This is a genomic window from Blautia sp. St.27G3, assembly GCF_059728505.1.
Window position 1 is genome coordinate 393,711 of sequence record NZ_BAAGFO010000003.1, and the last position, 14,104, is coordinate 407,814.

5 protein-coding genes are annotated in these 14,104 nt (G+C 39.0%); 4 read left to right on the forward strand and 1 reads right to left on the reverse strand.

Annotated elements, in window-relative coordinates; genetic code table 11:
- Positions 1 to 27: 27 nt before the first annotated feature.
- Positions 28 to 570 (reverse strand): hypothetical protein, encoded by a 543-nt coding sequence (locus AC6I2O_RS16000; RefSeq protein ID WP_497743254.1) that lies wholly within the window; start codon positions 568 to 570, stop codon positions 28 to 30.
- Here AC6I2O_RS16000 and AC6I2O_RS16005 point away from each other — a divergent pair.
- The 4 genes from AC6I2O_RS16005 to AC6I2O_RS16020 all read left to right on the forward strand — a co-directional run bounded on the left by AC6I2O_RS16005 (position 557) and on the right by AC6I2O_RS16020 (position 14,099).
- A complete protein-coding gene (locus AC6I2O_RS16005) occupies positions 557 to 8,866 on the forward strand; it encodes a hypothetical protein (RefSeq protein ID WP_497743255.1) in 8,310 nt (2,769 codons plus the stop codon). The genes AC6I2O_RS16000 and AC6I2O_RS16005 overlap by 14 nt on opposite strands.
- Before the next feature lie 105 nt (positions 8,867 to 8,971).
- Positions 8,972 to 9,241 carry a hypothetical protein gene (locus tag AC6I2O_RS16010; RefSeq protein WP_497743256.1) on the forward strand — a complete coding sequence of 90 codons (270 nt, stop codon included), beginning with the start codon at positions 8,972 to 8,974 and terminating at the stop codon, positions 9,239 to 9,241.
- Between the two features lie 31 nt (positions 9,242 to 9,272).
- Complete coding sequence (locus AC6I2O_RS16015) at positions 9,273 to 10,085, forward strand: phage tail domain-containing protein (protein WP_497743257.1); 813 nt, start codon at positions 9,273 to 9,275, stop codon at positions 10,083 to 10,085.
- On the forward strand, positions 10,086 to 14,099 hold the full coding sequence (locus AC6I2O_RS16020) for a tail fiber domain-containing protein (RefSeq protein WP_497743258.1): 4,014 nt from the start codon (positions 10,086 to 10,088) through the stop codon (positions 14,097 to 14,099).
- Positions 14,100 to 14,104 lie beyond the last annotated feature (5 nt).

The window sequence follows — 14,104 nt, forward strand, 5'->3', positions numbered from 1 at the left end:
CTAATACTATGACGTTATACATTAACCCTACCACGTACTACCACAACTGTTACACTTCCACGACTTCCCGATCTTCTTACTGAGCAAGCCGAAAAGGCCTACTGACGTAGCACGCTCCACACCTGAAATTTTCTTGGTGTTGGTGGAATGGCAGTAGGGACAGGTTACTGTTGGGTGGGATGGGGAGTCTACTCCTACTCCGTACTTTTCTTCGAAATATTTTTCTTTGGCACAATACTCTGCAAATCTCTGATTTCTTATTTTCCAATACTCTTGTTCTCTCTCCACGAGATGTTCAAACAACTCCTGCTCAAACTCAGGTCGCTTTTTTAACACCTCTTCATAGAACGGCATACAATAATTGTAGAAATCTTGTTTGCATTCTAAATTTGTTTTTTCTCCATACTCTTCTGGTGCCATAAATTCATCATATTTTTCTTCTGTAATCTCCCATTTTGGATTGATTTTAAAGAGTTCTGTATTACAAAGTATACAATTAGTCATAGCTCCCGAAAAATATTCTATATATCCACATTTAGGGCAATATTTTAAGCTTTTGGAATTGTCCATTTACATATCTCCTCCTTTTTTACTCATTATACCATATTATTTACTATTCTTCCACCATAGTCCGATCTTCAACAATGGCAAGAATCAGTTAAATAAAAACAGTATATTCAGTGATTTTGCAGTGGAGAAGGCCCAAAAAGTTGCTAATAGTCTAAAAGGCCTCACATGGGAAACATTCCTTAATGGAACTGGAGAAAAGAAGGAAGTCGCAACTCGCTTTGCCAAAGAATATTTACAGGGGGTTGTGGATCAGCTTAACACGATTGCACCAGATAAAAGAGAGTCACTAATTAAAAAACTTTTCACCAAAGACGCAGACACAAAAGTAGTCCAAGACTATATAAAAGAACTAAACGGTGCTGAAATTGAAGTAGACAAACTCACTGAGCGTTTCGACAAAGCCGCAACCAGCTCAGAGAAATTCAACTCTTCACTCAAGAGCATCGGCCTAAAAGGTGTCCTGAGTAATGGTCTGAAGATGGCCGGTTCTATGTTAGGTAACGCAGTTCTTGATATTGCAATCGGAGCAGCTCTTCAGGGTGTTTTCACCCTTATCAATAACGTAATCCATGCTTCAGAGATTGCAATAGAAAAAGGCAAGGAAGCACAGTCTGTAATCTCCAAGGGTTACGACACAGTGCAGGACTACAAAAAGTCTATCAATGGTCTGGCCACTGATGTGACAGGCAAGACTTTTGATTCTACTGAAGAATCTATTGATGCTTTAACCAAAAAGTATGCAGAGCTTGCTGGTGGTGTTGATTCTGTTACTAATAAGAACATCTCACTGTCTAATGCAGACTATCAGACGTACTTGAATATCAGTAATCAATTAGCACAGATCGTGCCTGGATTGGTTACTAATCTTGATGCTCAAGGCAATGCGATGCTGAAGATTGGCAAAAATGGTAGCGAAGCTTCTGCGGGGGTTAAGGAATTCCTTGAAAGTGAAAATGCAATCCAGCATTATACGGCTATGCAGAACATGCAAGATGTATTCGAAGGTATACGAGCACAGGTTAAAGAATACAACTCGCAGATTGAGAAAGCAAAACAAAAATTAAATGATCTTAATACTTTAAACACATGGGCAACAAATCCACTAGACATAGATTTTACAGTTGATTTCATAAACATCCCTCGAAAAATGGATCGGGCATTGCCACAGCTTAAGAAAGATTTGCAAGAAATATACTTAGACTATGGTTATATGCTTAATGAGGTCATGTCTCAGATGACTCCAGAAGACGATTATTTCTTAAATCTAAGCGTACTTGATGAGCAAGCAAAAGAACGTGTACAGGCAGCACTGAAAGCTGCTGTATCTTCTATGGGTACTCAGCTTGACGGGGATGCAGCCCGTATAAAGACTGAAATCAATGCTTTAGAAGCTCAAATCCGTGAACAGTGGGAAATTGGTATAGACCAGATGACTAAATATATAGCAACTGATGAAACATTCTCGAAATTGCCAGAAGCTTTTCAGAACAGTTACATCAAGGCTATGAAAAATGTCGACCTGGAATCAGCTATGGAAGATCCAGATTTTGACGCTGTAGATTATGTTTTTGATAGGTTCATTCATCCTTTAGAGTCCATTTCTCCAGAAGCTAGAGTAAAACTTGGCATCCTATTCGAATTGGATCCGCAGGATATGTCCATTGATCAATATAAGGAACGAGTAGAACAGGATTTATCTGATGTCTTTGGCAATAAAGCCAGTGAATACGCAACAGATTTTGGTTTTATAAAATATATCGAAGAGATAGAAAAACAACGTGACTTATTAATCGAAAAGTTCGGCAAGGGCTACCAAGGGGCTATAGAGGACTTAACTATCAGTGATATGCAGATTGCTTATGACTTGGTGGTTGAAGACCATTTCAGTGGAACGTTTGATGAACTACTGAAGAGGATTCAGGAGATCCAGACACAGGCTGCTGAACTGGATAAGAAACATATATCCTTCTCTTCTCTCCTTATCACGGAAGACGGTGGAACGACTGAATTAAGCGATAAGGTTGATAAGTTCCAACAAGAGATCATATCTATCCAAAGCGCAATTGACAGCTTAAAATCAGGAACTTTTGACTCAACTACTATGGTCGACCTGGCACAGCAATTTGGTATATCTGAATTGGTGGGGCAAGCAGGAGATCTTAACAAAGTGTTGGGAGCTTTGAACTTAGACAGACTGCGTGAGTTCTCTTCTGTATGGAAACAAGCCACTGCCGATTTAGAGGGAAATGTAGCTGAGGAAGCAAGTAACTTGTTCTCTTCTATTATTGCTGGTGTAGACCTGTCTAATGTTGATGCATCTGTATTGCAGCGTAAAATTACACAGGCTATGTGGACTGATGCCAGTGGCAGACAAGCAATGGGGGATGATTTTGTTGCACAGCGGGTAGCTGAAATACAAGCAGAATTTGAAGACGAGCTGAAGACGCATGAAGGTTTAGAAATCCTATATAAGATATTCGCCGACCCATCAGCCGCCAAGAAAACTATCGAACAGCTACGGTCAATGTATGACAACATGGAACTTACCATAGGACTAACTATTGCCCAGGATAATTTAACTGAGTTAGGCAAGCAAATGAATGGCTTACAGTCAGATGCTTCTACCATACAGCATTCCATCGACCTGAAAGAGTCCAGGGGAATGAAAGCGACTGTCGAGGATTATAATGATCTGATTGAAAATAGCTATCAGCAAATCAAAAATCTTCATGAACAAAATGGTGAGTTGCAGACCATTAAATCTATCCTTGCTACTGTAGGTGCGGATTATTCCACTATCGAAGATCAGATCAATGCAAATGTTGCTGCTATTGATGCTGCCAGAGAAAGTCAGTACGGATGGAACGAAGCAATAAAAGCACTTCCGAATCAGGAAAATGAAGGACTCCTTGCTGTTAAACGAGCAAAAGAGACACGTAATGCAGGAGATAATTATCTCGACATGCTGGAAGCAGCCAAAGAAGCTCAAAAGTTACGTGAACAAGGTCTTATAGGGACAGATGACTTTAAGACGGTTGCTAAGATGCTGTCTCCTCATGGTATGGACGATGTAGATAATTGGGATGAGAATTACAGTAAAATCATGCGCTATCTTACTGAAGGTGTAGATGGACCGAAACAATTCCTGGAAGACCTTCAGCAAAAGACGAATGATGCAGGAGAATCTCTTGCTCAGTTTAATGAAGAAACCCAAACATGGACTTATAACATTGATGATGTGCAGGGTTCTGCTGACGCGCTGGGTATAAGCCTTGAGATGTTCCTTGCCCTTATGGGAAGGTTACAAGATTATGGTTTTACCAATGACTTCTTCTCCTCTGTCGAGGAAGGTCAGGCTCATCTTGGTGATTTGTATAGTGAACTTGCAGAAGCCGAGGCTAAACTGAGTGACCTGAAAAGCAAAAAGGCTCATGGTGATAAGACTGTAACAGATGCTGTCCTTGCAGCACAAGAAGCTAAGGTTGCAGGAATACGTGATTCTATTGTTCAAACAGAAGAACTTTTAGACATCCTTCAAGCTAAAACCATATCAGACTATGAGGCAGATGCCAAAGCTGCTGCTAAAGAGGCGGAGAGATATGTCGGATATCTCAAAGACCCGGAACTTAAAGAGGCTACCAGATATCAAATAGAAAATGATCTGCAAGCTCTCAGTGATAAGTACGGTATTGAACTTGAAGTAGATACAAATACGGGTCATATCATTGATCTGGCAGAATCTACAAAAGAACTGATTCAGGATGAATTTGACCAGAATCCGGTTGAGGTTAAATATTCTGAAATGGATTTAACGAATAGACCTCAAGTAAGTGCCGAAAAAATGCGCGAATCTGGATGGGAAGTCTCTGATGGAGATTATGATTCAACATTTTCTGTTTCTTACAGTAATGAAGATGGTAGTAAATCAGTTGTAGTTACTCCTGTTCTTCCTGATGGAAGCGTTTTGGACAAGGAATCGTTATGCTACTATGCTAATGAGTTATTGAGTGGTGAAGAAATAGATCCACAAATCCAATTAGCTGTTTTTGATGGTGAAACTTCTTCTCAGCAAGCAGATAATTATGTGGATATTCTTGGAACTGTAAAAGAAGCTGTGGACTCTAATGACGAAAGTTTGCGTGGTTATCTTCAGACTTTAGGTGAATACAATACCACAGATTTAAAGAATATTAATTTGACAGATGGACAATACGATAGTGGATTTGAAGGAGCAGAACAAGCAATTGATTCACTACTCTTCTCACTCGGCTTATCAGCAGATCAAGCATCTGTTCTGATTGATATTCTTGGCGAAATGGGACTTATTGAGGTTGGTGTGGAGACTAACCTGAATGGTGAAGAAACATCTGAGGAAGTTTCAAAAGTAATTAATGATGTTCAAGCTCAGGCCGATGAAAATCCGGTAGAACTGAAAACAAAAGTTGAGAGTCCTACCACAGTTGAGGTGGCAGCCATTGCCGTGACCGGAGCTATGAATGGGCTACAGGGTGCTACTCCACCTGGGGACACTACAAACGAAACTTCTATCCAGGTTACTGTGGATGATGAGCCTGCAAAACAAGCAATAGATGACATTGTTGACTACGCGAATAACCAGGAGGCAAAGATACCACTAACTATAGATGCATCTGTAGCTTCTGCTCAGTATGCAGAGATCTTAGAACAAATTAATACCGGTAGACCTACAATTAGCCTAGACACAGAAGTCAGTGAAGCTAATTTAAACAGCCAGGTTGCTTCTGCTGTGGAAGGAATAGATCCTCCTGAAATTGAGATTAAGGGGAACTTTAATCAAGAAGACCTTAGTACAAAGACTACTGCTGCTGTTAATGGAATCGCTCCTCCTGACATGTCTATCAATGGGAATATTGATCAGGTGAAAACTGAAGTAGATCAAGGTGTTAAATATGTAGAAGAACAAAACCCCGTATTAAACATAGGGGTAAAGGTAAATTACGAAGAGTATTTACACGAACAATTATCTGAGAATCCAGATCTGCATATGGGATTCCAAATAGATAATGTAAGTGATGAAGAATTCTCTGTAATTGCTGCTAATTTCCAAAAGATCGCCAATGAGAATCGCCCAACTGTTAAAGTGGATGGCGATACTACATCATTAGACGAAACAGCGTCAGAATCTGTAGAAGACATCGCATCTCAGAAGCCTGTAATTAAAATTGACGGCGATGGATCTGAAGCTATTAGTGAAGCTATAGCAACTAAAAATATAATAGAGTCTATGAATCCTGTCATGGATGTTAGCGTTAATACTGATGGGCTGGTTTCTTCTATCGACTCCGCTTTACAGCAAGGATCTTTTAGTTTTAATGCAACTGCGCACGTGACAGTATCTCAGTCCGGAGGCGGTTCTAGCGGAGAAGGTAAAACAGGGTTTGTAAGTGGTACAGCTTACGCATCAGGAACTGGGGACAGGCTTTGGAGCGACTATCGTCATAGTATAGGTGCGTATGCAAATGGAACCAATCATGATTGGGCGCTTCATAATAATGAAGAAGCTTTAGTAAACGAACTCGGCACTGAAAGCATTGTCCGCAATGGTAAATGGTTCACCATACCAGGCGGAGCACATGTACAAGCTCTGCGTAAAGGTGATATAATCTTTAACGCTGATCAAACAAAAGAATTGATTAAATACGGCAGAGTCTTATCTGGTGGAGGGCATGGAAAAGTAGCACATGCGAATGGCACAGCCCATAATATGATAAATGCCTACAGTACGCCATACAATAAAGGCAGCTTCAATATTACTAGTGGATTAGATGAAGCAGGCGAGACCATAAAGGAAACAACTAAAGACACCGGCAAAAAAGCAAAAAAAGCTATAGATGACATCCTTAAAGCATTTGATAATCTGATGGATTGGGTAAAAGTGAAAATTGAACGGCAACGTTACAAAGTTGACTGGTATACAGCTAAATCAGAAAATGCAGTTGGATACGAGAATAAAAATAAACAGCTTTCTAATGCTAAGAAGTACGTGAATGCTCTAATAGAGACCAATACTGCTGGTTCCGCAGAGTACACGAGACAAGCTAAAAAAGTTGCTAAGAAAACAGGTCTATCTGCTAAGTATCAGAAGAAAGTCCAGAATGGTACTATTAAAGTCGAAGAACTGGATGAAGATACCAAGAAAAAGGTTGACGAATACAAGAAGTGGTATGACTTGGCACAGGAATGCACCCTTGAAGCCGAACGTTTAAAACAGGAACTCATTGAGATCGAAAATACGAAGCTGGATAACATCCAAGCTGAATTTGACGGACTACTCTCCCGTATCGAGCATTCAGCCAATGTAATTAATGAATACATGGGACAAGCTGAAACTAAGGGATATATCACAAGCAGCAAATATTATGAAGCTTTAATAGGTAAAGAGACAGCGAATATTGACACCTTAAAGGAAGAACGTGCCGCTTTGATTGAATCTATGGAAAAATCCGGTATAGCAGTTGGATCTGTAGAATGGCATGAAATGCAGGACCGTATTGATGAAGTTACAGAATCAATTTTGAAATCAGAAAGCGCTGTTATTGAATATCAAGAAAAGATCAGACAATTGAAGTGGGACATCTTTGATATGGCCCAAGAGGCTATTGCTGGTATTACCAAAGAATCTGATTTTCTGAATGAATTAATCAGCCAGGAAGAATTATTCGATGAACGCGGTAAAGTAACTGAGCATGGTCTATCTTCTATGGGACTCCATGGTGTAAATTACAATACGTATATGGAGCAGGCAAACCAATACCGTGATGAAATGAAACGTATCGATGCCGAGCTTGCGAAAGACAGTAACAATAAAAAGTTATTAGACCGCCGTGAGGAACTGTTAGAATTACAGCGTGAGTCTATCCTTGCCGCTGAGGATGAAAAGCAAGCTATATCCGACTTAGTTAAACAGGGTATAGAAAAAGAGTTAAGCTACCTGCAGAAATTGATTGATAAATATATGGATGCCCTACATGCGCAAAAAGATCTGTATGACTATCAAAATAATATCGCAGACCAGACGAAAGAAATTTCCGACTTAGAGAAACAGCTGTCTGCTTTTGGTGGTGACGACTCCGAAGAAGGACGGCTAAAAGTACAGGAGATTCAGAACTCTTTACAGAATGCACGGAAACAATTGGAAGAAACTCAGTATGATAAATTCATATCTGACCAACAGGAAATGCTTGATGACCTGTACGAGCAATATTCAGTCATCCTGAATCAACGACTGGATAACTTGGACCAACTTGTTAGTGAAGTAATCCAAACTGTTAACGATAACGCCGGTATAATTGGAGATACACTCCGGGAGGAGGCATCGAACGTTGGTTATACATTAACAAACGAAATGCAGACCATCTGGGGAGCAAACGGAACATTCGCTGGTGTCCTTGCCACTTATTCAGGTGAGTTCTCCTCTGTTACCACCAGTCTTCAGGTTGCCATTGATAACCTTCGCATTAGTATAGAGAGCATGGTGAAAAAGACAGATGCTGATGCTGAAGGGAAAATCAAAGAAGCAACTGGGAACACTTCCACCAATCCATCCAATGTAAACAGCCAAAAGAAAACTACGTCTACTCCATCGAAAAAGCCTTCTGATTCAAATAAGAAAGCTTCGTCATCAGGTGGAGATGGCAAGGCTAAGGTTGGTGACAAAGTGAAATTTAAAACCGGACGGTATACAGAGAATTCTGCTGGACAAGGCAGCTCCGGTAATATTATGCTTGGAGACTATGTTTACATTACGAGGATTCATAAAGGTGCATCAAGGCCGTATCATATCGCTCGTGACAAAGCTGGTAAACGTCCTCTTGGTTGGGTAAAACTAAATCAGCTTTCTGGATATGCAAAAGGTGCCTTTAATCTCCCACATGATGAACTTGCATGGTTAGGTGAAGGGAACAAGACAGAATACGTTGTACGTCCTTCTGATGGAGCTATCTTGCAACCAATGCGTCAGGGAGACCATGTCATTAACGCCCGTGGTGCGGAGAACTTATATGACTTTGCACAGAACCCGCGTAACTTTATGACTAATGAATTGTTCAGCAAAGAACTAAATAACATTCCTACTGACAGTGGAAAATCTGTGAATGTAAACAACCAAGTTACGTTTGAAATTTCGGGCGTGACAAACTGTGACGAATTCTTATATGAACTGCAGCATAATAAGAAAGTTGAAGCAATCATTCAAGACATGACCATAGGTAGAATCAATGGAAAAAGTTCTTTAAGGAAGTATAGAACTAAAACGTGATAACAAGGCACTCTGTAGAAATATAGGGTGTCTTATGCACTATAAAAAGAGGCGGGAACCCTGCCTCTTTTATTAATAACAAATCAAGGATAAAAGGACGACCATATGAAATTAGAAAAGAAAATGGAACGCCAGCAAAAACAAATTGAACGACTGATAGAACAAAATAACGGCTACCGATCCATTATCAAAGAACAGGAAGCGGCTATAACACGTCTGGAGATGGAATTAGAGAATGCCCAGGCCTTGGTCGCCAGGACGGAAATTCTACAGAAAGAGTATATGGATTCTTTAGCAATGCTGAAAGATAAACAGGCGGAATACGATATATTAATCTCGCAGCTAAGGATCCTGCAAAAAAAAATACTAAAATGATAATCGAAAGAAAGATGGTGAGAACAAACATATGTACGCGACTGATTTTGAATATGACGGCTTATTTGCAAGCGACTGGGGCTTGATTATCTGTAGTGTAGATTCATCTGGTGGAATTGATGTATCTTCTGCCGGTTCAGAAATTACATTCAATACTGTTCCTGTGCAGCATGGAGTCAAATATCTTACTACAAATACGACATATGATACCTGCTTGGAAACTACATTCCAAATTTGTAAATTTTCCTGTGGTTTGGGGATCGTCCCTCTCACCATGGATGACCAACGTGAAATTTTCAGATGGTTGAACCGGCATGAACCACATAGATTAAAAATATATAGTGATAAAGATATGTATGACTACGTGCTCTTCGAGGGGTGTTTTAATATAAGCAAAATAGAACATCTCGGTGATATCATAGGATATGAACTCCATTTTACCAGTAACAGACCGTTTGCCCTGGGGAATTGTAAAAAACGTAAATTTACTATTTCAGATCCTACCAAGCCGTATAAGTTGTTAGATAGCTCGGACGAGGTCGGATATGTATACCCTGATAAATTTAAAGTCAAATGCTTATCCGATGGCGATTTATCAATACACAATTCTATTGAAGACAGAACGACCGTGATAAAGAATTGTTCTGCAAATGAAATTCTATTTTTTGATCCTATTCTTAACATCCAGACATCAAATCCAGATCATAAGCTCTCCAAAGACTTTAATTTTATATATTTTCGTATTGCAAACACATACGATAATAGAACAAATTTGATTACTTTCTCTCTCCCATGTGAAGTAGAAATAGAATATCGTCCTATCATAAAGGGGGTGTCACTGTAAATGGCAGTTAAACTAAATTTTGATACGGCTGGCAATGTAGAAAATCCTACGATGATTCTTGCATATCGAAGCGGTGAGAAAATTATGCCTCCTATAGTGGCTAACAGCGTGGTATTCTCCGATAATTTAAACGCTCCATCAGAATTTTCATTCCAGGTATATAAGAACAGCTGTTCCCCATGGGATAAGATTAAGGATTTTAGGCTCATATGGATCCCAGAATGGGATAGATGGTATGAGATTTATGTTGATATAGAGGAATCAAATGACGTTCTGAAATCAATATCAGCAACTCATCTTACTGAGGCTGAACTTGGACAGTTAAATTTATACACCACTGAAATTAACACAGAGAAAGATATTGCCCGTGACGACTATGAGCGTCCAACTATATTTTATGATGATTATCACCCGGAATCATCACTTCTACATAGGATCACAACCAAGGCGGTAAATCTAACTATTGGACATGTAGATGAATCGCTCCGAAAAATACAGAGGACTTTTACTTTCGACAATACTTCTATTTATGATGCATTCCAAGACATCGCAGAAGAAATAGGATGCTTATTTATATTCGACTCCTTTAGCGATGAGAATGGAAAAATTATACGAATGGTTTCAGCTTATGACCTTGAGTCCAGTTGTCAAGAATGTGGGTACAGAGGAGAATTTACAGGAAAGTGTCCGAAGTGTAAAAGTACAAATATATATGAGGGATATGGAGAAGACACTACTATTCTACTTTCCACTGACAATGGATTGGATCAAGTGACATATACGACGAATGTAGATTCTGTAAAAAACTGCTTTAAACTAGAAGCAGGCGATGATAATATGACCGCTGCTGTCGTTAACTGTAATCCAAATGGCTCTAGCTATATTTGGCATGTAACTGAAGAATCAAAGGAAGATATGTCCGCTGAGTTGATTGAAAAGATTAACTCCTATGATAATTTATATCAAAGTTATGTCAATAATTACGTAGCTGATGTGGATGTATCAGCCTTCAATGTATTGGTTGAAAAATATAAGGTGTACGATGACAGGTGGAAGCCTATTCCGGTGCCTGTCAGGGGATACCAAAGTCTAATGAATGCATATTACGACACTATAGATTTATATAATTATCTGGAAACCGGCCTGATGCCTACAAGACAGATGAGTGATACGAATGCTCAGCATGAGGCTTCTAAACTCACTGCCGTTTCTTTATCTCCAGTTGCAGTACAGGATGTTAAAGTGTTATCCGCTATCACTGCAAAAAATGCTGTTTTGGCAATGGCTAATATCCTGGTTGATTTTAGGTATAAGGTCAAAGAAGCGGAAGGATACGTTTTAACTGGGAATACTTGGACCGGTAGTTTTATTGTTACAAATGAAGCAGATGAAGAAGACACTTTCACCACCTCTCCTATAAACGTTGTCGTGAACGGCGAATATGAAATATATGTCAAACAACAAATAGACCGCAGGTTGGCTAAGGGTGATACAAAAGATTATAGCGTTAGTGAAATGTTTAAGCAGGATCAAGCGACATTTGTTGCAGACTTGAAAAAATATGGTCTTACTTCATTAGAAATATTGCTGAATGTAGCTGAAGCCTGTCAAGGTATTTTAATTGAGCAAGGGGTTGCCGATGGTACAGTGTACCCTCCATTGAAAGATCAATTGTATACTCCTTATCATAATAAGGTGCTGGCAATTGAAGCAGAAATTAAGGTGCGCAATGAGGAATTGGATGCTATCGCAGATATGCAGGATGAAATCGAAAGAATTCGTAATGGGATTCAAGAACAGCTGAATTTTGAAAAATATCTTGGATCCAACCTCTGGGCGGAATTTGCATCGTTCCGGCGTGAAAGTATGTACACAAACAGTAATTTCATATCTGATGGGTTAGATAATAGTGAGTTATTTAAAAATGCTAATGAGTTTTTACAAACGGCAACGAAAGAAATTATCAAGTCTGCTACTCTCCAACATTCTATTACCAGTTCATTAAAGAACTTACTTGTCATGGAAGCATTTAAACCTATTACTCAATACTTTGCAGTTGGTAACTGGATCCGTATACAGGTAGATGAAAAAATATATAAGTTAAGATTGCTCGGCTATGAGCTTAACTTTGAAGATTATATGAACCTTAGCGTTACATTCTCTGATGTAGTACAAATCAATGATGATATTTCCGATACGGAAAGTATCCTAAATAGCGCCAAGAGCATGTCAACAACATACGACTTTGTAGAACATCAGGCATCTAAAGGCGACCAGTCGTATCAGGTCTTAGATGGATGGTCTCAGAAAGGCATGAGTACCGCTACCGTTAAAATTATGAATAGTGCAGACTCTCAAGATATTGTCTATGATTCAAATGGTTTATTGTGCCGTAGAAAAAGTGACTTTACAGAAGGTTGGGATCCTATGCAGCTAAAGATCATAAATTCTACGATGGCTATAACAGACAATAACTGGGAAAGTGTTAAAACTGCTGTAGGCCGATTCTTTTGGAATGATCCAGTTACAGGAGAATTAAAAGAATCTTACGGGGTTAATGCAGAAGTGCTTGTCGGTAGGTTGCTCATCGGTGAGGAACTTGGAATTTACAATGAAAATAATTCTATGAAATTTGATGCTAGCGGATTGACTATCAGCAATGATAAAAACACTGTCATCATAGACCCGAATTCTGATAAATTATTTAAGATGCTACGTGGAACAAATGAAGAGTTATTATTTGTCGATACGTCTGGAAACTTAAACTTAAAAGGTAACATAACTGCTACAAACTTACTTGCTACCAATTCTGGACAAATTGCTTCTTGGCTATTTAACTCGGAAGCGTTGTATAAAGGGTCGAATGTGTATGGTCAAGCTGGTAGTGGAAATATGTACTTTGGTAACAGTGGATTGAGTATCGGAAATAATTTTAAGGTTAATGCCGATGGAGTGTTAGAATGTACAGGAGCTGTAATCGCTGGTAACGTAGTTGCTACTGGCGGTAATATAGGCGGATGGCGCATCGGGCAAAATTCTATCTATAGAGGAGACGAAATTCTTGGTAATGCTGGTACTATGTATTTCGGCAATAGTGGTTTGAGCGTCGGCGATAAGTTCAAAGTTGATAGCGCAGGAAAGTTGTACGCTACTAATGCGGAGATTGTAGGAGAGATTAATGCTACAACGATTGCTATTAATGACTCAATATATGTTTACTCTAATAACATACCTAAGACAAATGTCTTAAAAATATATAAGCAAGAGGTAGATCCGTACATTTCTATTGGGGAAGAGTGTGATTTTGTCCAAATATGCAATAACGTTATGTTTGCTCACTATGACCCTAACTATCCTTATACCACCTGCATGTCTATTAATGGGTCTGTGGTCATAGACGGGAGTTTAGAAGTGTGGGATAGCATGTCTGTAAGCAAATATATATATATGGATAATGGCAAATACATATATACTAAAGACAATGCTAAGGTGCCACTCTCATTAATAGGTGTTTCATCTGCGAATAACATATGGATAGGAAGTCATGAATCGTCAACAGAAACTACAAATGTCATGAAAAATTGTTATATCTCTGCAAATAATGTATATAAACGCACTTCTAGCGGAGACACCTCTTTATCTGATGAACGGTACAAAACAGATATACAAGATATCAAACATGCAGAAGATTTTATTATGTCCCTCTCTCCTAAAAAATATAAATTTACTGACGGAACATCTGGACGCTATCATGCCGGATTCTTAGCTGGTGAAGTAAAGGAATCTATGGATAACACAATTGGAGATTTTGGAGTATATGTGAGGTATACATTTAATGAAGATGTCCCAATTGACCCAGATAACCCTGATACATATATCTGTGGATTACGGTATGAAGAAATTATGGCTCCTCATATACAAGTCACACAGCAACATCATATCCAAATCAAATCTTTGGAAGAAAAAATCCAAGAATTACAATCCGAAATTAACAACTTGAAAGAAAGGATATAAGAAGG